This window comes from Desulfurococcus amylolyticus Z-533 (genome assembly GCF_000513855.1).
Lineage (GTDB): Archaea > Thermoproteota > Thermoprotei_A > Sulfolobales > Desulfurococcaceae > Desulfurococcus > Desulfurococcus amylolyticus.
On the sequence record NZ_KI911318.1, the window covers coordinates 381,013 to 404,669 of the forward strand.

Annotated in this window: 29 protein-coding genes; 14 read left to right on the top strand and 15 right to left on the bottom strand. The window is 44.7% G+C overall.

Going from position 1 to position 23,657, the window contains the following annotated elements; translation table 11 throughout:
* The first annotated feature begins 21 nt into the window (after nt 1–21).
* Genes SPHMEL_RS02105 through SPHMEL_RS02115 form a run of 3 tightly spaced genes read left to right on the top strand, consistent with a single transcriptional unit; the run spans nt 22 to nt 2,751 of the window.
* Nucleotides 22–1,224: a DUF1464 family protein gene (locus SPHMEL_RS02105; protein ID WP_042667103.1), complete on the top strand. Its 1,203-nt coding sequence runs from the start codon at nt 22–24 to the stop codon at nt 1,222–1,224.
* Nucleotides 1,211–1,834 carry a DUF447 domain-containing protein gene (locus SPHMEL_RS02110; protein WP_012607868.1) on the top strand — a complete coding sequence of 208 codons (624 nt, stop codon included), beginning with the start codon at nt 1,211–1,213 and terminating at the stop codon, nt 1,832–1,834. Before SPHMEL_RS02105 ends, SPHMEL_RS02110 begins: the two co-directional genes overlap by 14 nt.
* On the top strand, nt 1,819–2,751 hold the full coding sequence (locus SPHMEL_RS02115; RefSeq protein WP_042667105.1) for a GHMP family kinase ATP-binding protein: 933 nt from the start codon (nt 1,819–1,821) through the stop codon (nt 2,749–2,751). Before SPHMEL_RS02110 ends, SPHMEL_RS02115 begins: the two co-directional genes overlap by 16 nt.
* 9 nt (nt 2,752–2,760) lie before the next feature.
* On the opposite strand, the gene SPHMEL_RS02120 is transcribed toward SPHMEL_RS02115, so the two are convergent.
* Together SPHMEL_RS02120 and SPHMEL_RS02125 are read right to left on the bottom strand one after the other, a co-directional pair.
* Nucleotides 2,761–4,269: a gamma-glutamyltransferase family protein gene (locus SPHMEL_RS02120; protein WP_042667107.1), complete on the bottom strand. Its 1,509-nt coding sequence runs from the start codon at nt 4,267–4,269 to the stop codon at nt 2,761–2,763.
* A 9-nt stretch (nt 4,270–4,278) separates the two neighbouring features.
* Entirely contained in the window at nt 4,279–5,457 is a 1,179-nt protein-coding gene (locus SPHMEL_RS02125) for a CaiB/BaiF CoA transferase family protein (protein WP_042667109.1), read from the bottom strand.
* Nucleotides 5,458–5,779: 322 nt separating this feature from the next.
* On the opposite strand from SPHMEL_RS02125, the gene SPHMEL_RS02130 reads away from it, so the two are divergent.
* From SPHMEL_RS02130 to SPHMEL_RS07040, 4 genes are all read left to right on the top strand, one after another.
* Nucleotides 5,780–6,574 (top strand): hypothetical protein, encoded by a 795-nt coding sequence (locus SPHMEL_RS02130; RefSeq protein ID WP_042667111.1) that lies wholly within the window; start codon nt 5,780–5,782, stop codon nt 6,572–6,574.
* A gap of 143 nt (nt 6,575–6,717) precedes the next feature.
* Entirely contained in the window at nt 6,718–6,990 is a 273-nt protein-coding gene (locus SPHMEL_RS07280) for a hypothetical protein (RefSeq protein WP_051400980.1), read from the top strand.
* On the top strand, nt 6,942–7,355 hold the full coding sequence (locus tag SPHMEL_RS07035; protein ID WP_084322088.1) for a transposase: 414 nt from the start codon (nt 6,942–6,944) through the stop codon (nt 7,353–7,355). Before SPHMEL_RS07280 ends, SPHMEL_RS07035 begins: the two co-directional genes overlap by 49 nt.
* Entirely contained in the window at nt 7,348–7,704 is a 357-nt protein-coding gene (locus tag SPHMEL_RS07040) for a zinc ribbon domain-containing protein (protein ID WP_051400982.1), read from the top strand. Before SPHMEL_RS07035 ends, SPHMEL_RS07040 begins: the two co-directional genes overlap by 8 nt.
* Before the next feature lie 52 nt (nt 7,705–7,756).
* Here SPHMEL_RS07040 and SPHMEL_RS02140 read toward each other — a convergent pair whose 3' ends face one another.
* Nucleotides 7,757–8,515, bottom strand: a complete 759-nt coding sequence (locus tag SPHMEL_RS02140; protein WP_042667112.1) for an RAD55 family ATPase — start codon at nt 8,513–8,515, stop codon at nt 7,757–7,759.
* A 120-nt stretch (nt 8,516–8,635) separates the two neighbouring features.
* On the opposite strand from SPHMEL_RS02140, the gene SPHMEL_RS02145 reads away from it, so the two are divergent.
* From SPHMEL_RS02145 to SPHMEL_RS02160, 4 genes are read left to right on the top strand one after another with little or no spacing between them, the layout of a single operon-like run.
* Nucleotides 8,636–10,105 (top strand): FAD-dependent oxidoreductase, encoded by a 1,470-nt coding sequence (locus SPHMEL_RS02145; RefSeq protein ID WP_042667912.1) that lies wholly within the window; start codon nt 8,636–8,638, stop codon nt 10,103–10,105.
* Nucleotides 10,102–10,584 carry a 4Fe-4S binding protein gene (locus SPHMEL_RS02150; RefSeq protein WP_012607876.1) on the top strand — a complete coding sequence of 161 codons (483 nt, stop codon included), beginning with the start codon at nt 10,102–10,104 and terminating at the stop codon, nt 10,582–10,584. Before SPHMEL_RS02145 ends, SPHMEL_RS02150 begins: the two co-directional genes overlap by 4 nt.
* The gene (locus SPHMEL_RS02155; protein WP_012607877.1) at nt 10,584–10,868 is read left to right on the top strand and encodes a (2Fe-2S)-binding protein; all 285 of its coding nucleotides are present in this window, start codon (nt 10,584–10,586) and stop codon (nt 10,866–10,868) included. The genes SPHMEL_RS02150 and SPHMEL_RS02155 overlap by 1 nt, the downstream gene beginning before the upstream one ends.
* Nucleotides 10,865–11,995 (top strand): NAD(P)/FAD-dependent oxidoreductase, encoded by a 1,131-nt coding sequence (locus SPHMEL_RS02160; protein WP_012607878.1) that lies wholly within the window; start codon nt 10,865–10,867, stop codon nt 11,993–11,995. Before SPHMEL_RS02155 ends, SPHMEL_RS02160 begins: the two co-directional genes overlap by 4 nt.
* A gap of 7 nt (nt 11,996–12,002) precedes the next feature.
* Here the strand turns inward: SPHMEL_RS02160 and SPHMEL_RS02165 are convergent, their stop codons facing one another.
* The 8 genes from SPHMEL_RS02165 to SPHMEL_RS02200 are packed head-to-tail and all read right to left on the bottom strand — an operon-like array spanning nt 12,003 to nt 17,835.
* Nucleotides 12,003–12,479 carry a molybdenum cofactor biosynthesis protein MoaE gene (locus tag SPHMEL_RS02165; RefSeq protein WP_042667113.1) on the bottom strand — a complete coding sequence of 159 codons (477 nt, stop codon included), beginning with the start codon at nt 12,477–12,479 and terminating at the stop codon, nt 12,003–12,005.
* A 1-nt stretch (nt 12,480) separates the two neighbouring features.
* Nucleotides 12,481–12,717 carry a MoaD/ThiS family protein gene (locus tag SPHMEL_RS02170; protein ID WP_012607880.1) on the bottom strand — a complete coding sequence of 79 codons (237 nt, stop codon included), beginning with the start codon at nt 12,715–12,717 and terminating at the stop codon, nt 12,481–12,483.
* 2 nt (nt 12,718–12,719) lie between these two features.
* Nucleotides 12,720–13,148: a cyclic pyranopterin monophosphate synthase MoaC gene (gene moaC / locus SPHMEL_RS02175; protein WP_012607881.1), complete on the bottom strand. Its 429-nt coding sequence runs from the start codon at nt 13,146–13,148 to the stop codon at nt 12,720–12,722.
* Nucleotides 13,149–13,165: 17 nt separating this feature from the next.
* A complete protein-coding gene (gene moaA, locus SPHMEL_RS02180) occupies nt 13,166–14,080 on the bottom strand; it encodes a GTP 3',8-cyclase MoaA (RefSeq protein WP_012607882.1) in 915 nt (304 codons plus the stop codon).
* A gap of 2 nt (nt 14,081–14,082) precedes the next feature.
* Nucleotides 14,083–15,192, bottom strand: a complete 1,110-nt coding sequence (locus tag SPHMEL_RS02185) for an ATP-binding cassette domain-containing protein (RefSeq protein ID WP_012607883.1) — start codon at nt 15,190–15,192, stop codon at nt 14,083–14,085.
* Nucleotides 15,185–15,961 carry a molybdate ABC transporter permease subunit gene (locus SPHMEL_RS02190; protein WP_012607884.1) on the bottom strand — a complete coding sequence of 259 codons (777 nt, stop codon included), beginning with the start codon at nt 15,959–15,961 and terminating at the stop codon, nt 15,185–15,187. Before SPHMEL_RS02190 ends, SPHMEL_RS02185 begins: the two co-directional genes overlap by 8 nt.
* Complete coding sequence (gene modA, locus SPHMEL_RS02195; RefSeq protein WP_042667114.1) at nt 15,958–16,830, bottom strand: molybdate ABC transporter substrate-binding protein; 873 nt, start codon at nt 16,828–16,830, stop codon at nt 15,958–15,960. Before modA ends, SPHMEL_RS02190 begins: the two co-directional genes overlap by 4 nt.
* Nucleotides 16,831–16,836: 6 nt before the next feature.
* Entirely contained in the window at nt 16,837–17,835 is a 999-nt protein-coding gene (locus SPHMEL_RS02200; RefSeq protein WP_012607886.1) for a molybdopterin-binding protein, read from the bottom strand.
* 136 nt (nt 17,836–17,971) lie between these two features.
* Here SPHMEL_RS02200 and SPHMEL_RS02205 point away from each other — a divergent pair, with 136 nt between their 5' ends.
* Complete coding sequence (locus SPHMEL_RS02205) at nt 17,972–18,880, top strand: damage-control phosphatase ARMT1 family protein (protein WP_012607887.1); 909 nt, start codon at nt 17,972–17,974, stop codon at nt 18,878–18,880.
* Between the two features lie 245 nt (nt 18,881–19,125).
* Here SPHMEL_RS02205 and SPHMEL_RS02210 read toward each other — a convergent pair whose 3' ends face one another.
* The 3 genes from SPHMEL_RS02210 to hxlB all read right to left on the bottom strand — a co-directional run bounded on the left by SPHMEL_RS02210 (nt 19,126) and on the right by hxlB (nt 20,760).
* A complete protein-coding gene (locus tag SPHMEL_RS02210; protein WP_042667116.1) occupies nt 19,126–19,566 on the bottom strand; it encodes a hypothetical protein in 441 nt (146 codons plus the stop codon).
* Between the two features lie 42 nt (nt 19,567–19,608).
* Nucleotides 19,609–20,079 (bottom strand): hypothetical protein, encoded by a 471-nt coding sequence (locus tag SPHMEL_RS02215; RefSeq protein WP_012607889.1) that lies wholly within the window; start codon nt 20,077–20,079, stop codon nt 19,609–19,611.
* A gap of 75 nt (nt 20,080–20,154) precedes the next feature.
* Complete coding sequence (hxlB, locus tag SPHMEL_RS02220; protein ID WP_012607890.1) at nt 20,155–20,760, bottom strand: 6-phospho-3-hexuloisomerase; 606 nt, start codon at nt 20,758–20,760, stop codon at nt 20,155–20,157.
* Nucleotides 20,761–21,064: 304 nt separating this feature from the next.
* On the opposite strand from hxlB, the gene SPHMEL_RS02225 reads away from it, so the two are divergent.
* Entirely contained in the window at nt 21,065–21,955 is an 891-nt protein-coding gene (locus tag SPHMEL_RS02225; protein ID WP_042667118.1) for an SPL family radical SAM protein, read from the top strand.
* The gene (locus SPHMEL_RS02230; RefSeq protein ID WP_042667120.1) at nt 21,955–22,503 is read left to right on the top strand and encodes a ZPR1 zinc finger domain-containing protein; all 549 of its coding nucleotides are present in this window, start codon (nt 21,955–21,957) and stop codon (nt 22,501–22,503) included. The genes SPHMEL_RS02225 and SPHMEL_RS02230 overlap by 1 nt, the downstream gene beginning before the upstream one ends.
* On the opposite strand, the gene SPHMEL_RS02235 is transcribed toward SPHMEL_RS02230, so the two are convergent.
* Nucleotides 22,500–23,603: an aminopeptidase gene (locus tag SPHMEL_RS02235; protein ID WP_042667122.1), complete on the bottom strand. Its 1,104-nt coding sequence runs from the start codon at nt 23,601–23,603 to the stop codon at nt 22,500–22,502. The two genes, SPHMEL_RS02230 and SPHMEL_RS02235, sit on opposite strands and share 4 nt — an antisense overlap.
* Nucleotides 23,604–23,657: the final 54 nt, after the last annotated feature.

The window sequence follows — 23,657 nt, forward strand, 5'->3', positions numbered from 1 at the left end:
ATGGTTTAGGGGGATCCCGAAATGCCCAGAGTACTAGGTATGGATCCTGGCTCTAAGAGTATTGATATATGTGGTCTCTGCGATGGGAGAATATGCTTCGAGAAATCAATAGATACCGTTGAGGCGAGTAAGAATCCCCTCAGAGTAGTGGAGCTTGTTGAGGGCTTCCCAGGGGTTGATCTAATAGCTCTCCCCTCGGGCTATGGTGTAGAGCTCACATATCTGGATCATGTAGAGGACAACATGTTGGAGGACTGGTATTACACTTTCATACTAGCCACCACCAAGGAGGAGATAGTGGAAGGCTTAAACAGGAATAATATTGGGGCATTCATCTACGATGCAATGGGGAAGATAGTGAGGGAGTTGAAGAAGAGAAGGGTTAGAGGGATGTTCATTCCAGCAGTAATAAACCTTGAAACAATCCCCCTACATAGGAAGCTCAACAAGATCGATATGGGTACAGCTGATAAGCTAGCCGTTGCAGTCCTAGGGATACACGAGGTATCTCAGGAGCATAAAATACCCTATGATAGAGTTAACTACATACACGTAGAGATGGGGTTCGGCTATAACGCAGTGATAGCAGTTAGGAATGGGGTCATAGTTGATGGTGTCGGCGGCACCTTAATGCCTGGCCCAGCATTTCTAACTTCAGGTGCACTGGATCTGGAAGTAGTACAGGCCGTAGGGTTATTCAGCAAAACAGATGTGTTTTCCACTGGTTGTAATGTATTAACTAATACTATGTCACCGGAGGAATTCATATCTAGGATAAGCGAAGATCCATTAGCAGAGATCTGCTTCGACGCGATGATTGAGTCTATTGTAAAGACGGTTTACTCTATGATCCCGCTGGTGGGCGAGGTGCGTGAGATACTGTTATCAGGCAGGGTTTCAAGAAACCCTGTCGTTAAGGATTACATAGAGGATAAACTCGGGGACTTGACGAGCATCAGGGCGATGAAGGGGTTGCCGGATGCATCCATAGTAAAAGAGACCGCACAAGGATACGCTGTAATAGCTGATGGCATAGCTGGCGGCGTCTTCAAAGAACTAGTTGATCACGTTGGAATAAGAAGTGCTAGGGGCACCTCTCTTGACTACATAGTTCACCCGAGATTCATGAAATCGAAGCTTGGAAAGAAGTTCGCTGAGTTAAGGAGGCTAATGCATGGGGAAGCATTTAATATAAGATGGTGGAGTAGCCTTGGCTCTAATTAGGGAGGGGATACTCTACGAGGCGATAATATCTCTACTAGATGATCTGGACAAACCCTATGCAACACCATCGGGGTTCTGGAAGTCAAAGGGGAGAATACTGGTGAAGTTCTACAAAGGGTTTAAAACACATGAGTTATTAGTGGCTGTGAAAAACCCAGTGCTCAACATTGTCAGGGATCCGTTTCTATACTATAGGACAGCTTTTAAGGCGGAATCCAGTGGGTTGACCCCAGAGGACTACATGGTTGATGAGGTGAGTGGACGTGTTTTCCTGAGGAATGCTGAAGCCTACTTGCTACTAGACCTTATTAGAATCGTGGATCATGGGAAATATAGCTTATTTGAGTATGATTTAAGGGAAATAAGAGTGAATCCACATATCCACCTGGTGCTCGAGCCATACTCAAGGTGCTATAGCTCTCTCATAGAGATGATTATATACACTACCAAGATAAGAGCACGGGATCAGCTCTCAACCACAGAGCTTGAAACAGCTTTAAGAAGTATTGAGTATTCATATAATGTGGCAGTGAAGACCTGTATGGATAGTGCTTACATGGATTTAGCCAATAAGATTAGAAAGGTGGTGGAGGATTGGCTAGGGAAGTAAAGATTAACACACCTTCGAGACTGCACTTCGGCATGGTTAACCCGTTTATCAGGGGAGCTAGGAGATATATCTCAGCAGGGGTTGCAGTATCATACCCCAACAACGTTGTTATCGTTAAGGAGGGAAGCGAATTACGCGTCGAGGGCTGCAGATCCGATGAGGTGTTTACCAGAATAAAAGACTTCGCCGTTAAACATGGTTTAAAAGGAATCATTGAAATAAGGGAATGCATACCCAGACACATAGGACTAGGTTCCACAACGCAACTAGTGCTCGCAGCTGGATATGGGCTTGCATTAGTGAATAACCACCTGATAGATCCTGTCGAAATAGCTGTTGAGACAGGACTTGGCAAATACTCCGGTGTTGGAACATATGTGTTTAAACATGGTGGATTCGTGGTTGACATGGGTAGATCCGAGTCCACAGCATTCCCGCCCCTCCTAACCAGGCTTGAATTCCCTGAGGAATGGGTTTTCATCATTGCAATACCTTCAGGTAGCGGGCTCGATGAGGAGAGGGAAGACAGGATTTTCGCTGAAGAAAACTGGAATATTCCCGTAGAATTAACATGGAAGGCCTCATATCATCTAATCGAGTTATCCTCAGCTGTGGCTGAAAGGGACTTCGACTCATTCGTGAAGGCGTTGACAGCTTTGCAGGAAACCGTTGGCTCTATGTTTTCCAGATATCAGGGCGGTGTTTTCTCGGTTAATTCTGCTAGGGCCATTAAGCTACTCAGAGAAAACGGTGTAGAAGGGGTTGGACAAAGCTCGTGGGGTCCGGCTGTCTATGGGGTTGTAAAAGGATTAGATGAGGCTGAGGCGATCTTGGAGAATTTGATGCCAAGACTCGACGGGAAGGTATTCATTACTAGACCACGTAATAAAGGGGCCGAGGTTGTGGAGGAAAAATAACGCTGTAATCTAGTTTATGGCTATAGCTATTCCCTCGCTACGTGGGTCGCCGGCAAGTATTAATTTCTCATCGTCTAGGATGGCTACATGTACATGTCCATGGCTTCCAAAATACTCTACTTCTTCGATACTTATGCCTCCAACCGTATTAGCCTCAAGTGGTTTCTCTAAGACGAGTCTTTGGCTTCCACGGGGTTCCACATAGATGAATCGGGGGGCTGCAACTGCTTTTACGGGGTCCATTCCATATACGAACATGTTTTCATATACCCTTAGATGTAGTTGGGGCCTGTAGTCTCCTCCTACACAGCCTATAATATATTTTTTATCGTCTTCAACTACGCCTAGAATTGATAACGTGTGGAGGGGTAATTTCCTGGGTGCAGGGCTGTTAGGTAATCCATGCTCCTTCGCGAATCCTATTCCTCTATTCTGCACTGGGAAGCCGCCCATCATTAGCCCTGAGCCGAATGGATGGAAGAGGCTTTGAATGAATCCGATCAATGATTCTCCATCGGAGACTATGAAGAATGTTGTATCTCCTCCATGTTTTACACGTGTACTGCTTTGACTTACACTGTGTTCGATAAGCTTCTTTACCCTACTATATCTCAAATACTCGTTTACATCTATCTCCATGTAGTCGGGGTCACCTAGATAGATGTCTCTGAATGTGTAGACGATATCAACTGGTTTACTCCAGGCGCTAGCCCGCTGAGGATCATGGAACCCGTACCTGGATAACTCTTCCTCATAGAGCGCGCTGATCAGCTGGAGCGTTGATGCTCCTTGAGTGTTTGGCGGGAGCTCATAGAGTATTCTTCCTTCCACCTCTAGCCTGAGGGGATCTACTTTAAAGCCTTCGTGGGTCATAAGGTCTTCAAGCCCTGTATTAACTCCTTGATCCTGTAGTTCCCTGGTTAGTTCCTCAGCTAACTCCCCCTGGTAGAATTCTTCCCAGCCCCTCGACGCGATTAGCCTAAGGGTTCTAGCAGCATCTTTATTGGTGATTTTGCTGCCTAGTTTAACCCCTTTATAGTATTTAGCCCACTTGAACCCGGATAATTCTTTTTCAACCGCCTCAATGGATCTCGCCAGGGTATATCCAGCGTTAAATCCATTATATGCCAGTGATATTGCTGGCTTCAATAGTGTCGCTAAATCAAGTGTTCCATACTCCTCGTTAACCATACCCCATAGGTATACGAGCCCGGGGATCGTTACTGTTAGAGATCCTCTTAGAGGTTTTTCCCTAATGTATTCATCGGCGTTGAATCCGCTGGGCGAGCGGCCTGAGGACGCGTAGGCAACAACCTTGTCTCCTACGAAGCCTAATAGGAATCCATCGCCTCCGGGCCCGCCCATTTGGGGCTGTACAACCGATAAAACAGCGCTAATGGCTATGGATGCATCAAATGCGTTGCCTCCTTCCTCCAGCACGTCTAACCCGGTCTTTACAGCTAAGGGATGGTCAGCTACTACACCCTTAAATCCTATGCCGAGCTTAGCTACGGGCATGATGACCTCCTATGGATAATATATGATGCCCGCCTCTTTAAGCCTGCTTATTTCCTCCGGGGTGTATCCAAGCTCCTGAAGTATCTCTACTGTGTGTTCCCCGAGTCTTGGTGGGTGTAGTTTCGAGTTGTATTTTTCATTATTAAAATATCCTGGCTCGCTTAACTGGGGGATCTCGCCTAGTACTGGATGATGTATCTTATAGACTATTCCCTGCTCGCTAACATACCTGTCTTGAAATACCTCGTCTAGCTCATATACTGGTGCAGCAGGAACACCAGCGTCCTCCAGCTTCCTAAGCCAGTTATCCCTTGTATCGATCTCGAATATTGATTGAAGCATGTTAACAAGGGCCTCTCTATTAGCCACTCTATCGGCATTTGTTCTGAAGCGCGGATCATTTACAAGGTCTTCCCTGCCAATAGCCCGGCATAGAGAACCCCAGAGCCTATCGTTTGCTGCTGCCACGATGAACCATTTCCCATCCCTATCTCTGAAGGCTTGGTAAGGCACCATGGAGGGATGGGCGCTACCCATCCTTCTTGGCTTTCTACCTGTCGTGAGGTACATTATTGGTAGGTAGCACATTGAGAATATTGCAGTGTCATACATTGGAACCTCTATTTTAACAGGCCTTTTACCTGCGTAGAGGGCGCTTAAAATATATATTGAGGACATTAATCCAGTGATCACATCAAATAACGCAAAACTAACCCTCACAGGAGGTCCCCCCTCCTCGCCAGTGGACATCATGAGGCCTGACATGCCTTGTAGAACCAGGTCATATGCTGGCTTATCCTCGTATATGCTTCCCTGTCTAAACCCCTTAATACTCAGATATATGATCTTGGGATTGATTTTTACGAGGCTTTCATAGTCGACCCCAAGTTTCTCAGGCACCCCGGGCCTATAGTTCTCTATCACGACATCGCTTCTCTCTACTAGCTTGTAGACTATCTCCCGCCCCTTAGGGTTTTTCAAGTCCACTACAATACTCTTCTTCCCCCTATTTATCGAGAGATAGTAAGCGCTCTCCCCCTTGATGAACGGGGCCCAGCTCCTGGTTTCATCTCCATGTGGGGCCTCAACCTTTATTATCTCGGCTCCTAGGTCAGCTAGCACCATGGAGGCAAAGGGCCCGGCAAGTGTATGGCTTAGATCAAGTACCTTGATATCCTTTAACAACATTTTCACGCCCTCCGTTCATAATTCGATTTGTGATGTAAAACGATATTTAATATAGGGCTGCTGTGGATTTATAGATAACTTTAAATTCCTGTAGATATCTCTAGGGTACTTAGAGCTCCTGTGATCCGCATTGCGGTGAGGGCCGTGCTAGAAACCCGGATGGGGCCCTGCGGCGTTGGGCTCGACCGAGCCCCATGCAGTCTGGGTGAAGCAAGTGAGCCCAGGCCAGGGGCTAACCCCGCTAACAAAACATCAGCGGGGAAACGCTGGGATGTTATATAGAGCTATAGAGCTTAGGTTTATAAGTAGGGGTTGATGATGTATGATAGCTAGAATACCTTTACTTCTACTCTTTACCACCATGGTATTTTCAAGCATCATCAGTGTATACACTGGCTCTGTCACCGTTAATATAGCTGGGCTTTATGCTTCGATAATATATGATCCATTAGAGGATAATGGGATGTTCGATCTAAACATCACTCTTTCAAGTAGGAGTGAAACCCCTGTTGAACTGACGCTGGATAATCCATTTGATCCATCTGTAAGCCTCTCCTTGGTCTCAGTGGATTGTGAGCCAGGTGGAAACGTTGTTGTAGATTATGGTGTCGATAGTATCACTATATTATTTAACAATACGAGCTGGGTGATGTTGTACTTCACTATAGAGGGCTTCATGGAGTCCAGTAGCCTTGGGTCTTACGTTGCCTACATAGACTTAACTGGTTATAATGATGTAGCGAACCTATTGTTAACGCTTCAAATACCATATGGATACCAGGTAAATGTAATGCCTTCAACAGGTGTCACTGTATCGCAGGGTAATGAATCAATAATAGTGAACTTATCCCAGGCGCTTCTCTACACTGTAACAACATGGGTTTCTGTAACAGAGGCTACCACATCACCCACGGCAACTATGACGACAATTACTAGCAGCACCACGTTAACTACCATTGGTACATCGGCTACAGCTATTACTACGTCTACAGAGCCAGCTACTGAATCGATCCCTGTAACTCATGGAGTATTAGGCAGTATCTTACCATTGGCGATAGGTATAATAATTATAGTGATGATCATTGTAATACTGGTTTTCTATGGGTATAGAAGATAGTTTCCTCTCTTAATGGACTTTTTAAATGCCTATCCTATATAGGTTCAGCCACTACACAACAAGTTCTAAATAAGAACGACGAGGCTTGGAGGTCATTCTTCCCGCTACTAAAAGCTAAGAAAGAGGGAAAACCACCGTCATTCATGACAGGAGTTAACCCGCCGGGGTATAGGAAGAGAGGTGGTAAGAGAGTTCTATGGGTTGTTCTGAGAAATGATCAGTATAAGTTTGAGGATGACTATGTTATATTGAAGGGTTTGAGGGCTCTCGGGTCTATCAGTGTTAGGTACTCTGGGAGAATACACGTCTTCGGGAAACAAGGTAGGGCTGAGATATGCTACGACCTTGATGAGAAGAAGAGTGGTATATGCATATATCCTTCGAAGTTGAGGAGAAGATCGTTAGAGACAAAATGATTAAAGTACCTGTGAACCCTCCTGGAAATAAGAGTGCTGGGATAGATATTGGCATTAACAATCTCTTGGCTGTATATGTTGAGGATGGTTCTGCATTGCTTGTAAGCGGGAGACCTCTAAAAGCTATTAGTTTCTATTGGAGGAACCGTATCTCAGAATATCAAAGCATGCTAAACAGATATGGGTTCAAGACGTCTAGGATGCTTAGGAAGATGTATAAGAAGTGGAGGAAGCAGATTAGAAGCTATATCAACTGGGCTGTGGGAAATACTGTTAAATGGCTCTATCTGAGAGGTGTATCAGAGGTAGTTGTTGGGTACCCGAGGTATATTGTTCAAGAGCCGGGGGAAGAGCCCTATGGTTAACTTTGAGATAGCCCATGTCTGGAGCTATAGATACCTGCTCAGAAGAATAACCGAGGTAGCAGAAGAATACAGGATCAAAACAGAGTTTGTAAGCGAGGAATATACGTTAACAACATGCCCATTATGCAGAACTCATGATAATCATAAGAGGATAACTAGAGGGTTGATCAAATGCTTCATACATAACAAGGTATTCAACGCATATCTTGTAAGAGCATACAACATACTCTTGAAGAGAAAACCCATAGCCCCGAGCCCCGCGTTAAGCTGGGTAGGGGTAGCGCGCCTAAGACCAGGCGCGGGGCTGAACCAGGCTAGAGGAGGTGTAGCCCCAACCTCCCTACCCTAAAGGGACCCCTCGCTCTTTAGGGCGAGGAGGAGGTCAGATAATTTGTTGCCCACTATTTTTTCTCAACCTTTAATATCACCGGCTTAACTCCAGTGTTGTCAATTGCGTAGAGAACCCATCCATGTCTATATGTCACACCCTTTATCTTCCTTATCATTATCTGGCGTACCTGTATAGGTAGCTGTAGGGATAACCCCTCTTCTAGACCGCGTGTTTCAATTATACCGTCAACTAGGTGTTCTATAGTGTACAGGTATTCTTTAAAGCCTTCTGTGGAGGTGTGGAGCGTTGCTATTATAGGTATTTTCAGTGTCTTAGAGATATTGGCTCTTAGAAGCTTGATGAACTCCATGAACCGTGTGGGATCGAGTGAGATCATTGCTTCGTTTAATGAATCTATAATGATTAATCCCTTACCACTTAACCTCGTTGAATCCAGTACACGTAGGATAGCGTTGGCAAGGTTCTCAGGGTTCCGTGGATCAACATCTTCTACTACGAGTGGATGAATCCTTCCTTTCTTGCCTCTGATCAGATAACTGAATCCATCTATTAAGAGTAGCCTAGAGGAGATATTGTCATCTATTCTTAAACCAAAGGACTCTAATTGCTCTATTATAGTTAAAGGATCATCGTCTAGACAAACATATATCACTGGTTCATTGTTCTCTATGATGTTCTTAGCTATATTGGCTACTATCACGCTTTTCCCGGAACCTCCTTCCCCAGCTAACACTATAAACGAGTTCCTTGGGACGCCCTCGGGTAGTATGTAGAGGAACAAGTCCAGTGTAATAAGGATCTTCTCCAAGGCTACTACCCCCGGTTTTATTTAATCCCAGGGGCATTAAATATTTATTTCCGGTAGCATCCTAGTGTATATATATTGTATATATTATTTAAGGAGCTGCTTAATACGTGGTGGGAGCTGGTGCTAGATTATAGGATATATGAACACCCCATAATAGATTTCAAGCGGGGACGGCTCATCAAGTTCACTTATAATGGCAACATTATAGAGGCATATGAGGGAGAAAGCATACTTGCCTCTCTATATGCTTTAGGCTACAGGGTTTTCTCCAGGAGCCCCGATGGTAGCAGGCCCCGGGGCGCTTTCTGCATGATTGGCAAGTGCTCTAGCTGCCTCTCATATGTTAACAGTGTTCCAAATACAAGGATATGTATTGAGCCAGTGAGAGATGGAATTAATGTGGTAAGTGGAGACGGTATCCCGGAGCCGCCAGCTAATATTAGTAGTGCATCCGTGAGAAAGGAGATAGTGGATACGGATGTCCTTGTAATTGGTGCTGGTCCAGCTGGGCTCCAAGCAGCTTTAAAGCTGGGTGAGAAAGGCGTTGATGTGGTCCTCGTTACAGATCACTTCAGGCTTGGAGGCCAGCTGGTTAAGCAGACCCATAAGTTCTTCGGTGATACAAGATACTATGGTGGTGTAAGAGGCTTCAAAATAGCTGAGAAACTGGTCAACGAGCTCAAGAAGTATTCGACCATTAAAACATATACAAGAGCTTTTGCCTACGGGTTCTTCGGTGAGGGTTATATGGGTATAGCTGTCCAGGGGGAGGAACCTGTTAACCTACTTGTCAAACCCAGGTACACTATAATCGCAACAGGTGCAACTGAGAGGATGATTTTATTCGAGAACAATGACCTACCAGGTGTCATGGGGGCTGGCGGTGCTCAGACACTTATGAATGAATATGGTGTTAGACCAGGTGAGAATGCGTTGGTTGTGGGTAGCGGTAATGTTGGATTAATAGTGGCTTATCAATTACTGCAAGCCGGGGTAAGGGTTCACGGTATAATCGAGATAATGAGAGAGATCGGTGGCTGGATCGTCCACGCAGCAAAGGTGAGGAGGTATGGAGTGCCAATCCTCACTGGTCATACAATTACAAGGGTTGAGGGGGCAGAGAAAGTTGAGAAAGCAATAGTAGCGGCTGTCGACGATAAGTTGAACCCTATCCAGGGCTCGGAGAAGGAATATAGCGTAGACCTAGTCCTCCTAGCGGTTGGTTTACAACCTAATTATGCACTCCTGAGTCAAATGGGGGCTACTATGAAGTATATTCCAGAAGCCGGCGGCCTCGTACCAGTTAGAACGAAATACATGGAGACAAGTATACCAGGTGTTTTCGTGGCAGGCGATCTAACGGGTATTGAGGAAGCCACAACAGCCTTCATAGAGGGAGAGATTGCGGCATATACGATCCTTGAGAGAATGGGGTTTACGGATGTGATCACTGAAAGAGATAGATTGGTGGATTTCCTGTGGAACGAATACAGGATGAGCCCTGTTATCTCAAGGGCTAGGCAGGGCAAGCTCAAAGCCACTGTAACAGAGGAGGAGATGGAGAAGCTTAGGAAGGGGATCGATATATGAGCTCTAAGCGGACAGGCATTATAACTAAAGAGGAACTAGTAGAGAAGAAGCTGCTTCCATCCATGGAGAGGCTCTCCAATGGACCCATAGCCATACTTGAATGCCCTGAGGAAATACCATGCAACATATGCGTATCGGCATGCCCCTTCAACGCTATCTCCAAGAGCAGGATATACGAGGTACCCAGATTAAACCCGGATAAATGCATCGGTTGCGGGGTCTGCGTGGGCAAGTGCCCCGGCTTAGCCATATTCGTCGTTGACTTAAGTAAGCCTGGTAAGGCCTATGTCACACTGCCATATGAAATGTTGCCGTCGCCCTCCAAAGGAGCCCGGGTGGAGCTACTGGATAGGGAGGGCAGGGTCATCGGGGAGGGGACAGTAGTTAAGGCGTGGGTCTATGAGAAAACATGGGTTGTGACAGTTGAAGTACCAGGTGATTTATGGTTTGATGTACGCGCGGTCAGGATTGTAAGGTGATGAACGTGGGCATTGATCCAAGGAAAGTAATAGTTTGTAGATGCGAGAATGTTACATTAGCCGATGTATTAAACGCTATAGAGAGCGGGCTAGATAACCTGGAGGTATTAAAGAGGAAGCTGAGGATAGGGATGGGTCAGTGCCAGGGACAGACATGCCTCCTCCTGGTTGCAGGCATTCTAGCGAGGAAGACTGGGAAAAGCTTCGATGAGGTCCTCATCCCCCGTAATAGACCCCCGATCTCTCCTGTGAAAGTGAAGTACTTTATAGGTGATGAGAGATGAAGACGGACGTGTTAATTATTGGGGGCGGGGTAACCGGGTTATTCACCGCTGTAAGCCTTCTGGAGCAAGGGTGCAGGAATATAGTGATTATAGAGAAATCATACATTGGTTCAGGCGGTACATTTAGATGTGCAACTGGGATAAGGGCGAGCTTCACTAGTAGGGAGCATGTTAACGTGATGAAGAGGGCTATAGACTTATGGCCCGAGTACGCTAGGAAACTAGGGTTTCTATACAGGAGGGATGGCTACCTATGGGTATTGACAAGGGAGAGGGACGTCGAGTTCTTCAAGCAGGTTGTCGAATTTCATCACTCACTCGGCGTACCTTCAAGAATGATTTCTCCTGAGGAAGTAAGGGAAATAGTTCCATCAATAAATACTAATGGAATACTTGCAGCAGTATATGACCCCTTAGCTGGTAAGGCTCAAGTATTCAACGCGGTTTTAAACGCTGTCATTCATTTAAAACGAAACAATATTAATGTATATGAGGGTATGAGAGCCCTTAAAATCAGTGATGAAGGAAGTAGGATAGTTGTTGAAACAAATAAGGGAAGGGTTGAGGCGGATAAGGTAATTGTTGCAGCCGGTAAAGACAGTGCTAACTTACTCAAAGGCCTCGGCGTTGAACTCCCAATACATAATCTAGCCAAGCATGTCTTAATTACTGAGGCGTTTAAACCGGTTATTAAGCCGCTTATAATAGACTGGTCATCTTCGTCATATATTCTACAGGTATTCCACGGCAACATATACATTGGCTCGGATATACCTGAGAAGTACGATGAGCCGGCTGTAAATAAATACATGTTTCTAGAGAAAGCCGCCAAAGTATGGACAAGGTATTTCCCGTGGTTGGGTGAAGTATATGTTCTAAGGTATTGGACCGGGTACTATGATATGACGCCGGATCACCATCCAATAATAGGGCCCCTGGAGGAAAACGAGAACATACTTGTCGCAGCCGGGTTTAGCGGTCATGGATTCATGATGGCTCCAGCAGTCGCCGAGGCACTCACACAGTATATTCTAGGCGGGAAACCCACCATACCGGAGTTTGAGAATCTTAAACCTGATAGGTTTAAGAAGGGGAAGTTAATAAAGGAGATAGCGGTGTTCGGCTAGTCCTCCACTATGATGGTGAGGGGGTCAGCGTCCTCCTATACCTAACTCCATCGCCTATAACCCAGTATTCGCCATCGCTTCTTTTTTCAAGCTTGAAAACCGGGACTTCTTTTTTAACCCTTTCAAGCACCTCTATCATTGCTGGATTAGTGTTCTTTCTGCTTGTACCCATCGTAACGATATATATAGTGGTTTCACCAGGTTTGAGCCGCCCAAGCCTATGATATATCACGACAGCGCTGAGAGAGTACTTGGTGCATATATCCCTCGCGATCTCCTCTAGTCTCTTGGCAGCAACCTCGCTTATAGCCGTATATTCAAGCTCATGTACTCTCGCCTCGTTTAACTCCCCTTTCACTAAGCCAACGAATATGGATAAAGCACCGTTTCCATGGTTCTTATCCATGGCTGAGAGCTTCCCGATTAATTCATCAAGGAGTATTTTTTCACCACTCTCTAGGAGCTTGGCCTCGATATAGCACATCTCAGCCACCTGAAAACGGAGGCACTATATAGACTGTATCACCATCTCTAAGTTGTTGATCCAGGCTTGCTATCTCCCCGTTGATCAGTACTATTGGCTCGGGCTTTGATGGTAGACTATACGTGTTCTTCAAGTAATCCAGTAGCTCGCCCACCGTGATAGACTCATCGAGCTCGATTCTCACTTCGTTTCCAAGGAAATCCGAGAATATGGAGTACGACCTGATAGTGATCCTCATGGCTACACCCCTTTCTTCTTCTCTACGACTCTGAGATCAGTTATAACCGTATATGGGTATTGCCCGTCTTCATTCTTCTCGTATTTCTTAACCATATCCCATATGTTCAGTAATGCTATGGCCGCACCTGTTAAAGCCTCCATTTCCACCCCTGTCCTAGCCGTTGTCTTAACTGTTATATAGACTCTTATGCCGTCATCGAGTACCTCGAAATCAACTTTGACATTTGTTATGGGGATGTTATGTGTTAAAGGCAGTATTCTAGGTGTCTCCTTAACACTCATTATAGCTGCTATTGTTGACACTGAAAACACGTCTCCCTTCTCAACAAGCCCTTTTTTAATAATTTCTATGGTTGAAGGCTTAAGTTTTATATAGCCTGTCGCCGTTGCCTCCCTGTACACGTCCTCCTTCCCGGTTATATCAGCCATTCTGATGCCCAAGTGGATCACCCAGGTTTAAAGAATGGCTCCCTCAAGTAAACAGCTCTCTTTATACCGTTTATAACTCCTTTCTCATCCCTATTCTTAAGCTCCCTAGATATATCTACTATTGGTTTATTTACAAATAGGCATGTCTTGATCCATCCCTCCGGTGTAAGCCTAAGCCTTGTACACCTTGAACAAAGAGCTGGATTTCCATACCCTTTTACAACATCTACCTTTATACCGCTTGGCATAATGTACTCTGGCCTACTCTGGAACTCCCTTACTGTTTTAGCGATGGAGTTTTTCTCGAGAAACTCTATAATCGGATCCACTATAACATGCTGATCCCTGTAGACATCTTGTGGTATCCCAAGGGGTATAAGCTCTATGATGTTTACGTCAAGTCCCTTATCCGACGCGTATTCTATTATATTCTTTACTTCATCAATGTTCACCTTCATTACTAAGAAATCTATTTTAACCTTGATTCCATGGTTCAATGCCTCGTCAACGCCTTTCAAGACCTTCTCGAGTAGCGTGGATCCCCCGGTTATAAATCTATATACGGGGGGCTTAAGGGAGTGTATGCTTACATTGATTCTATTTAACCCAGCCTCAGCAAGCAATCCTACTTTTTCAAGTAATAAACTCCCATTCGTAGTCATTGAGACGTCCCTTGTATAGATGGCTATCTCTCTAACTATATCTACTATATCACTCCTCACCAAGGGCTCCCCTCCAGTTAGCTTGAAGGATTTTATGCCATGTTTTACCGCTACCTCGGTTAAGAAGCCATAGTCCCCGGCATCTAATGCTTCATTCCCCTGGTCATTCATCATTCCTTCCCGGTGGCAAAATATGCATTGATAGTTGCATCTCGAGGTTACAGCGATCCTGAAGCTATCTATTTTCCTACCGAACCTATCAACCAACATTTTTAACCACTTTCCTGATCGATTAAGTAGGTGTGCTCCCTGCTCATATAGAGGAGTATCCTCTTACCTCCCCCGAAATCATTTAGCTTGGACCACTCATTCTTAGGTATTGTTAACGTCGTGATTCGTCCCCATATATCTATAACTAGCTTTACACTGGTTAAATTATCTATTTCTTCAAGCAGGGATGCCTCAAGGGTATAGTGATCGCCTTTGCCTGGAGTAAGGGTTATATATCCCGGGTTTACAACTATGAGGGAGTTTCTCCCATCTATGCAGGAACTAGCGTATGTATTATACCCTATTTTCTTCTCTACCTTATCTATAGCCACTAATGCTTCACCCTCGTTGCACTTCTTTATTCTAGCTGGGATTACGAGGAATCCAAGGGCTTGAAGCATGTATGGGCTTGAAAGAATCTTGTGCTCGCTTAACTCGCCATCATATACTATTCTACCATCAACCAAGGCTATGATCCGCTCCTTGAAGAACAATATATCTTCTATGAGATGGGTGGTCAATAACACTGCCACCTTAAGCTTATTAAATAGATTAAATAGCTCATTCCTCAACCTCTCTCTGGTAACCGGGTCTATAGGGGACAATGGCTCGTCTAATAGTAGTAATGAGGGATTATATGATAGGGCTCTTGCAATAGATGCTTTCTGCCTTAATCCATTACTTAGTTGACCAGGATACATATCCCTGTATTCCCTTAGCCCGAAGATCTCTAGTAGCTCATTCACTCTTCTCTCAATATCGTTTCTACTCCAACCCCGCTTTTTCAAGGGTAACTCAATGTTCCCCTTAAGCGTTAAATTAGGGAATAATGAGGGTTCTGATGGCACGTAACCTATGTTTCTCTCATAGGGAGGCTTATTCACTCTAGGCTTCTTCATATATGGTTTTTTCTCATATATTGTCTCGCCATCTATGATTATAACGCCTGAATCGGGCTCTATGAGACCAGATATCGATTTCAACAGGGTTGTTTTACCAGACGCGTTGGGACCAATTATTACGGCTATCCCACCCTTCTCTAATTTGAACCCGATGTCCTTGTTAACTTGTCTACCATTGAAACTCTTGTTGAGCCCGTTGACTTCAAGCATTTTGTGGATGCCCCTCCATGGATTCCAGCTGGTAGACTACGGCGATGAGCACTAGTATTGACACGATATATATTGACAGCGTGATCACAAGCACACCTATACCCCCTAGTTGGCTAACCAAGTAGAGGTATATTGGTAACGTCACTGTTTTCCCCCATATACCTCCACCGATAATATAGGATGCCCCGAAATCCCCTAGGACACGTGTAAAAACAAGTATAAAGCCGGTGAACACTTGCCTAGTACTCATAGGTAGTAGGATAGTGTAAAGGTACTCGATATTAGTAAACCCCATTGTCAAGGCGGCATCCTCATAGCTTCTAGGGATGCTTGAGAACAATGCAGTGAAATAGCTTACGCCAACGGGTATTCCTAGAAAGAGCTGGGCTGCTATTATTCCCTTTGGGTCATTCACTATTTTTAATGTATTGTCGATGATCAAGCCTAGAGGGGTCTTGGTGAAGAATAGTAGTAATAGGAGTCCCACAGCCGCTGGAGATATAGATGATGGAAGCATTATAACCGGGAGTAGTAGATTCCTCCTAGTTATCCTCCTTGAAATATAGTAACCTATAGGTATCGTGATCAGTAATATCAGGATGGATGAGGTGGTCGAGGTGTACAGGGAGAGAAGCATGGAGTAGTAGAAGTCGCTTAACAGGTGACCCGGTACAAGGATCCCTTGCCATATAGCCATATATATAGGGGTTGCAAATATCGTGGCATCAAGGACTAGTAGCAGTATAAGCAGGAGGAGGAACACCCTCACTTCGCATACCCCATGCAAGCATTATTAAACAATAGCTCTTCGAGTCTATAAGGAGTTATAGAGGATATCTTATCGAGGTCCCCTACATATCCATTCTCCAAGGGGTATGGATTGAATCTAACATACTCTACAAGGAACTCCACAAATTCTAGTGCTGCCTGATAGTTTTTAGTGGTGTTGAGTACTGCAGTCATTTGACAACTCATCAACGGTAGCTGTGCTGGATTAAGCCAGATTATACTTGTATCATTCAAGTACCAGTAATGCGCTACATGTGGAAGTATTGCAACATCTACGAGTCCTAATGCGACCTGCCTAGCTGTCTGCCCTACATCTCCATAGATCACTAGCTTGTCTTTTACTTTATCGTAGATACCGTTTTTGACAAGTAGTTCTACAGCCATTCTACCGAAGGGAGCCACGCTCGGGTTAGCTATACCTATTTTCACATCCTTTGATACTAAGTCATCCAGGCTAGTGATATTTGCCGGGTTATCCTTGGGGATTATGAGTGCTAATACTACATATGAGAGTACCTTAATCGACTCGTTCACTACGAGCCCCATTCTTGAGGCATTCAACATGTACTCGTGATCCGCTGTGACGAAGACGTCTCCTTCACCAGTCAATAATATCTTATTTAATAATGTCCCGGTAGCACCTCCAATGATCTCGATTCTAACATTCGGATGTAGTTGCATGTATTCCCTTGAAGCGTTATTCAGTAATGGTTGAACCACTGGGGGAGTATAGACTAAGAGCACCACCTGGGCGGGACTCTGTGAGTAATACGTGTAGATAATCCATGAGGATACCACTAAAAGCAGTAGTATCATGCTTAAAACTATTGTCTTAGACGTAGGCTTCATAATGTCTCACCGCCTTCGTAGAAAGTACTCGGACAACCCTCCCTCACCAAATGAGATCAGATACTCCCTCGGGATTTTTACACCGGCCGCTATCCACGGTAGCACTACGTCTAGGATATTGTAGTCTGGGAAATATATTATTCCGCTTGAAACCCCTATTACGGCTTTCCCATCCTTATACGCAATCATGCTCATGGTGGTCGGCTTCATTGGAACACCGTAGGCTACTACCTCGCTGGCTACACTGGCTATAGCCTTTGGTGTTTTATCAGTTGGATCAATACTCATACCTCCGGTGACAACTACTGCATCATGGTCGAGTAATAGGTTTTCAATGGCTCCCGCTATCTCGGATTCGTCATCCCGGACATATACTAGTGCCCCCTGCTCTAATTCATATAACCGTATCTTCTCAACGACAACCGGGGATGCAAGATCCTTCTTCCTTCCCTCCACGATCTCTGTTCCTGTTACAATAATACCTATCTTTGGGTGTGTATTCCTGTAGACCTGTAGGATTTTACGTGATGTAAGTATTTCACTTGATATGTATGAGAGATAATCCCTGGGGATACTTAGAGGTATTAAATCGACAATGCCGACTATATCTGAGTGCTTCACATATACGCCTTTACGTCTAGTTATGACGACGTATACTCCTGTAGAATTGATTTTCTCGAGTAGAGTTGAGTCAACCATGAGTAACCCATTCACGGCTGACCTAAGTAGTGCTTTTCCCTCAGACGCCTTCTCAACTATGATATTTTCCCCTGAGATTAATTGGGCAAGCTGTAGCACAGCCTCCTCTTCGTGTAAGCCGTACTCTACGCTGTCTCCATCCTCAATATACACGTAGTAGTGGCCGTGATTCTTTAGTAACTCAACATCTTCAAGACTTACTACTTCACCGCGTCTTTTAATCGGTGACTTGAAATCCGGTGTAACAGCCGAGTAATCGAATGCCAGCTTCCTACCTACTGCATCATCTACTTTTACAAGCTTCATATAAAATCAACTCATATTATCTGACTATTAATTATTAGACAACTATGCTGAGAAATATATATTTTTGTCCAATAATTAATAGTCAAATCAAGATTTATCACGGCATCATACATGGTGAATCAGCAGGGATAACGACATGAAGCCGCAGACGGAGTGTTTAAGGTGTATTTTGACAACGAGGCTTAGAGAGATAGAGTATTCATCGTTAAGTCCAGGAGAGAAGATAGTACTAGCTAAGAGGATAATGAGCAAACTAGTGAACGACTTCTCCCTTGATTCAACTGAGCTAACAAGGCTTGCATCGGACTTGTTTCAGCTAACGGTAACAGCGCCGGGCGTCCTCGACTACTATAGGTTAGTGAAGACCCAAAGTATGAGAAGGGCTCTCGCGTTGAGAGATGCCCATAGGGAGCATGCAAGATACTTAGACGACTACAGGAGGTTACGTTACCTATTGAAGGTCTCAGCCCTCGGAAACCTTATAGACTATGGTGTCATGGATCATAACTTCAATGAAGAAATAGACCCAGGTATCGCTGAGAACGTGGAGATAGCAATAGATGATAGTGTTAAATTCTATGAACTAGTGAGAAAAGGCGGGCTCAAGATAATGTTCCTGCTGGATAACGCTGGGGAAGCAGTCTACGATTCACTACTCGTAGAGTATCTCCGTGGAAAAGGTAACACTACTATAGGAGTAGTTAAGGATGAGCCAGGCTTTCAAAACGATGTAACACTTAACGATTTCATAGAGATCGGCCTGGACAAGGTGTTCGATAAGATTGTAACACCAGGTTGCAGAAGCATATGTTCATCCATACACCTCGATAAGGTGAGCGAGGACTTTAAATCACTATTGAATTCAGTCGACTTAATCATTGCAAAAGGTATGGCGCACTACGAGTACTTAACAGATATTGATATAGGTAAGCCTGTGTTACATATCTTCATACCTAAATGCGACCCCATCTCTAGAAGCCTTGGCTCGGTAACTTACCGTGGTAAACTGGTGGTATATTTAAGGTTTCCGGGATCAAAACTGTGATCCTCCTCACATGGGAACCGGAATCCACTAGGTCAAGATATCTCACGGTGTATGTATGAATTATATCTATTATTAGGTCTGGTGGAACCCGTTTCCATAGAAGCGAGACTGTTAAACAGGTAATGTTGTATATGTATAGGAGGATGTACCCTGTAAGAAAAATTAATAATAAGATTATCCCCCATGATGCAGCACCTATAATGATGTCCAGTAATTCAAGAAACAGTATTACATAGTGTTTTCTACTATCCATGGGGCTTCTCCAGGCACTTCCTCAATATTATTCTGGGCCTCTCACTACTCCCCATGTTTACTATAATGCCTTTACTAAGTAATATCCTAACTCTCTCACCAATGATGCGCCTTGAGGCTTTCCCACGTATGTTTCTGACACCTCTATATATTTCCGAGATACTCATTTCATTACAGCTGGAAAGTACTTCAATAATCGCCCTTGTAATCGGATCCGGTTTATCTAGTCTAATTAAAACATCATAAGCCATCCTAGCGATTTCAAGGGACCTAATTAACGGGAGTGAGAATGCTGATGCTACTTCAAGCGCTATTTTAATTTCTGGGTGATCGATGTTTTGTTTCTCCAGTCTTTCCTCAAGTTTCTCTAGTTTCTCCACTAGCTCCCTCAATACTGAGATGAGGATGTCTAGTTTCTCACCTATACTGCTCAAGCCATGCTTTACCTCTAGTATATCAAGTACTACGGCCGGCTTTCATTGTTTCTCTTCTTCATCAACCCTTATCCTTTGTGAAGCTGTTCTCTGCATTATTAGCTGGGCGAGGCGTTCGAGGAGGTCTCCCCATGCTGGTAGCGCTTTAAGCCTTGAGTAATAGTATTCTTTAACCATCTCTTTAACCATTTCATCGGGGAGTCCCTGGGCCTTGAGTGCCTGGTATAACTGCCCTATATCCTCTCCTAGTTTTTTACCATCATATGATGACTGGATGAAGTTGAATATGTCCCTGAGCCCTGACCCAAGCCAGGTGAATAGGTTTTCTAAGAATGGTGATACGGCTGATAGTATCTTGGATATCTCCTCTGCATCGCTTTCCTCTCCGCAGTGTAATTCATCGAGTTTTTCACGTAGCTTATCTCTTAATTTATTTTTTAACTGCTCATCCTGTATCCCGAGCTCTTCTACTACTTCATTGATAAAGTCTTCTCTCCAGTTTCTCCTACTCATTCTACCACCTTCACTCTAGGAATAATGAGTGTTCACAATATTATTTTTACCTGGATACGGGTGATCAATTATTGCTCACTCGATGTTAGCATGTCTATTTCTTAATTCTTCCTCGGTGACGCCGAGTTTATCCATTAGCTCAGCAATAACGCCGTCAAGGAATATTAACAGTGTATCCTCGAAGAGGGTTCCAAGAGGGGCTAGGGGCTCATGTAGTCCCAATATCTGCCTGCTAATGTAATCCTCCTCGGCAGCCATCTTGGTTCTACCAGGTATTCTAACGACTATATCAGCTAGCTTACCTAACGGGCTATCAGGATATGTGGTTATAGCTATCACCTTAACTCCCACACTCTTAGCCACCTCAGCAGCTGCAACAACCAGTCTAGTCCTACCAGAACCCGAGATGGATACTAAGACATCGCCCGGGGAGGCTCTTGGGAGTATGGTTTCACCGACAATATACGTGTTGAAGCCTAGGTGGAGAAGCCTCATAGCGAATGCCTTTCCAACCAGACCACTTCTACCAGCACCTATGACGAATACCTTCTTATTATTTCTTAACGCGTCTATAAGTGTATATATCATTTTCTCCTTCTCATCATCGCTTATCAAGTCGACTGCTTTCAATGCAAAGTCTATTATCCCAAGCATAGCATCTCTTGTTACACCTGAAACCATGAGACTCCCTTAGGCTACTATCTTTTAACACGTATTTAAATAATATAGTATGCGTAGATCAAGTGTTTTACAGGTGTAAACCCGAATAGACGCGGGAAACAGGTGAACCACCCAAGAAGGAACCCATGCACTTCAAGGCGGGGAAGAGGTCAGTGAAGAAATATTAGCTGGGCTAGACATAACCTAATACAGCCCCGCCTCCCTCACACCTCCACGAGACCCCATCGACGGGGGATGAAAATGAAGGAGGGCGGTCGGGCGGGGTACACTAAACCAGTGAATCGGGGTATGAGTTGGACACGGTATGAGTGTCTTAAGGCGATTCGATCCTTGGAATTCCCCCCTATGTACTTGTCCATTTAAGTACAGCCTGCACCCTTACACAGGGTGCAGCCACTTCTGTCTTTACTGCTATGCAGCCTCGTATATTGGCAGGAGGCCTAGTACACCTAAGGAGAGCTTTATCGAGAGGCTTAAAAAGGATTTAGAGAGGATTAGTGTGAAGGGTATTGTAGAGCTAAGCACTAGTAGTGATCCATATCCACCCATCGAGTTATGGATGGGTTTAACCCGTAGAAGCCTCGAGATACTTGGTAAAAACGGCTTTAAGCTCTTAATCACAACGAAATCCAATATTATTACGAGGGATATAGATATACTGGCGAGATACCCTTCATCAGTAATGATCACTATCACAACCCTTAACACAGAGTTGGCTAGAATACTGGAACCCGGGGCTCCACCTCCTGAGAAAAGAATAGAGGCTGTGGAAAAGCTCAGGAGCAAGGGTATTCCGGTAGGTGTTAGAATAGACCCGGTAATACCCTTCATCAATGATAACCCAACCGAGATAAGTAAACTAGTTAAAACCGTTAAGGAAGCCGGCGCGCTCCAGGTAACTGTGTCAACATATAAGGCTAAATGGGACAGCCTGCGGAGGCTTATGAACGCGTTTCCACAGGTTTCAGAAAAACTAAGGGAGTTATACGTGGAGAACGGTGAATTCATTCATGGATACATGTATCTCTCCAACGAGGTAAGGAAGAGTATTCTAAGCCGGGTCATCAATGAGGCTGTGAGAAGCAACCTGCCTGTTGCAACATGTAGGGAGGGATTTCCAGAGTTCTTCATCAAGGCTTCGTCTTGTGATGGATCTGGATTAATAGTGTATCATCCATTAAATAAACTAGGGTGATGTACTTGGATATAAATAAGCCGGTGAAATTCAACGAGTACACTGGTAAGTGCCCTGTTTGCGGAGGCTTAATGGTTTACGTAGACTATGTTTACAGGATACCCTACTATGAATCCGTGTTGATAACCACTGGTGAGTGCTCCTCATGTGGCTATAAGTACAGGGATGTAAGGTTGACAGATCAAAAGGAGCCTAGGAGAATAATATACAGGGTTGAGAAGCCCGGTGATGAAAGGGCATTGGTGATCAGGTCGTCGGGCAGCATCCTCTTAATACCAGAGCTTGGATTAAGTATTGAACCAGGTCCATTCTCCCAGGGATTCATAACAACTGTGGAGGGACTAATCATGGATTTCGCTGAGAAAACAAGGTTCCTCTGTGAGGAAGATAAGGAGAAGAAGGCTGAATGTGGTACCGTGATGGAGAAGTTGGCTAAGGCCAGGGATGGGCTGATCAGCTATACTGTTATTATAGAGGATAAAACCGGGTTAAGCGATATAGTGAGTGGGAAAACGATCTATGAAAAGCTTCAACCCGCAACAGGCTAGATTATGAACCGACCGTTTTCATAGATTAACTCGTTATCCACGTAGACCTTCGCATTCCTCATGTCCTTAATCATATCCCAGTGTATTGCTGAAACATTCCTCCCACCTGTCTCAGGGTAAGCCGAACCTAGGGCTAGATGTATGGTGCCCCCGATCTTCTCGTCGAACAGTATTTCCTTAGTGAACCTAGTTATATTATAGTTCAACCCGAATGCTATCTCCCCTACTTTCCTGGCTCCATCATCTGTTTCAAGCATCTTCTTTAAAAATGCCTCGCCGCGTCTAGCGGTAGCCTCTACTACCTCGCCTTTTCTGAAGACCAATTTAACACCTTCTACTTCTACACCACGCCATATGGCCGGATACTCGAACTCCACATATCCCTCGATACTATCCTCTACAGGGGCTGAGAATACCTCGCCACCAGGCATATTGTAGTGTCCATCATCATTAATCCATGTTCTTCCATCCACGCGTAGATAGAGGTCTATCCCGGGGCCCACGTATCTTATCTCCCTAGCCTTATTCAGGAACTCAGCTATCCTCTGCTGTCTCTTCCCGATCTCGCTCCACACAGATACCGGGTCAGCTGAGTCAGCGTATGTGGCGTGGTAGACGAAGTCTTCGTATTCACTTATACTCATACCGGCTTCCTGGGCTAATGCCCTCGTTGGATATGGGGCTATAACCCATTTCAGCTCACCCTTCGCGCTTCTCTCCAAGTATATTTTATTTAGCTCCCTTCTAGCCTGACTCCTCACCTTAAGCTTCTCCGGGTCTATTCCGATAAGCGGCTTAGTGTGGGATGGTGAGAGTATGCTTATCTGCGCGTTCACTCTCGACACGATTTCCTTCTCGAGTATGCTTACATGTGAGAGGACTTCTTGTGGTGCATACTTGTAGAATGCCTCGGTTATTGATTCATCACCTATATTTATGAATACTGGGTAAGCCCCGGCCTCCACGGTATATCTGACTATCTCTCTGACCAACGGTATTGATTCAACTGAGGCATTGATTACGACTTCTTCCCCTTTCCTCAGATATACACAATAGTTGACTATAAGGCGGGCTAGATTAGAGATCCTGGGGTCCGCCATGCAATACACCAATGATTTAAAATGATCGAATACGATAAAATAATTTTAGGTGTC

Bases quoted from the DNA above. Each gene is read 5' to 3' on its own strand.
- SPHMEL_RS02105 (WP_042667103.1), top strand. From the start codon at position 22: ATGCCCAGAGTACTAGGTATGGATCCTGGCTCTAAGAGTATTGATATA.
- SPHMEL_RS02120 (WP_042667107.1), bottom strand. From the start codon at position 4,269: ATGCCCGTAGCTAAGCTCGGCATAGGATTTAAGGGTGTAGTAGCTGAC.
- SPHMEL_RS02125 (WP_042667109.1), bottom strand. From the start codon at position 5,457: ATGTTGTTAAAGGATATCAAGGTACTTGATCTAAGCCATACACTTGCC.
- SPHMEL_RS02130 (WP_042667111.1), top strand. From the start codon at position 5,780: ATGATAGCTAGAATACCTTTACTTCTACTCTTTACCACCATGGTATTT.
- SPHMEL_RS07280 (WP_051400980.1), top strand. From the start codon at position 6,718: ATGACAGGAGTTAACCCGCCGGGGTATAGGAAGAGAGGTGGTAAGAGA.
- SPHMEL_RS07035 (WP_084322088.1), top strand. From the start codon at position 6,942: ATGCATATATCCTTCGAAGTTGAGGAGAAGATCGTTAGAGACAAAATG.
- SPHMEL_RS07040 (WP_051400982.1), top strand. From the start codon at position 7,348: ATGGTTAACTTTGAGATAGCCCATGTCTGGAGCTATAGATACCTGCTC.
- SPHMEL_RS02150 (WP_012607876.1), top strand. From the start codon at position 10,102: ATGAGCTCTAAGCGGACAGGCATTATAACTAAAGAGGAACTAGTAGAG.
- SPHMEL_RS02155 (WP_012607877.1), top strand. From the start codon at position 10,584: ATGAACGTGGGCATTGATCCAAGGAAAGTAATAGTTTGTAGATGCGAG.
- SPHMEL_RS02160 (WP_012607878.1), top strand. From the start codon at position 10,865: ATGAAGACGGACGTGTTAATTATTGGGGGCGGGGTAACCGGGTTATTC.
- SPHMEL_RS02165 (WP_042667113.1), bottom strand. From the start codon at position 12,479: ATGTGCTATATCGAGGCCAAGCTCCTAGAGAGTGGTGAAAAAATACTC.
- SPHMEL_RS02170 (WP_012607880.1), bottom strand. From the start codon at position 12,717: ATGAGGATCACTATCAGGTCGTACTCCATATTCTCGGATTTCCTTGGA.
- moaC (WP_012607881.1), bottom strand. From the start codon at position 13,148: ATGGCTGATATAACCGGGAAGGAGGACGTGTACAGGGAGGCAACGGCG.
- moaA (WP_012607882.1), bottom strand. From the start codon at position 14,080: ATGTTGGTTGATAGGTTCGGTAGGAAAATAGATAGCTTCAGGATCGCT.
- SPHMEL_RS02185 (WP_012607883.1), bottom strand. From the start codon at position 15,192: ATGCTTGAAGTCAACGGGCTCAACAAGAGTTTCAATGGTAGACAAGTT.
- modA (WP_042667114.1), bottom strand. From the start codon at position 16,830: ATGAAGCCTACGTCTAAGACAATAGTTTTAAGCATGATACTACTGCTT.
- SPHMEL_RS02200 (WP_012607886.1), bottom strand. From the start codon at position 17,835: ATGAAGCTTGTAAAAGTAGATGATGCAGTAGGTAGGAAGCTGGCATTC.
- SPHMEL_RS02205 (WP_012607887.1), top strand. From the start codon at position 17,972: ATGAAGCCGCAGACGGAGTGTTTAAGGTGTATTTTGACAACGAGGCTT.
- SPHMEL_RS02215 (WP_012607889.1), bottom strand. From the start codon at position 20,079: ATGAGTAGGAGAAACTGGAGAGAAGACTTTATCAATGAAGTAGTAGAA.
- hxlB (WP_012607890.1), bottom strand. From the start codon at position 20,760: ATGGTTTCAGGTGTAACAAGAGATGCTATGCTTGGGATAATAGACTTT.
- SPHMEL_RS02225 (WP_042667118.1), top strand. From the start codon at position 21,065: ATGAGTGTCTTAAGGCGATTCGATCCTTGGAATTCCCCCCTATGTACT.
- SPHMEL_RS02230 (WP_042667120.1), top strand. From the start codon at position 21,955: ATGTACTTGGATATAAATAAGCCGGTGAAATTCAACGAGTACACTGGT.
- SPHMEL_RS02235 (WP_042667122.1), bottom strand. From the start codon at position 23,603: ATGGCGGACCCCAGGATCTCTAATCTAGCCCGCCTTATAGTCAACTAT.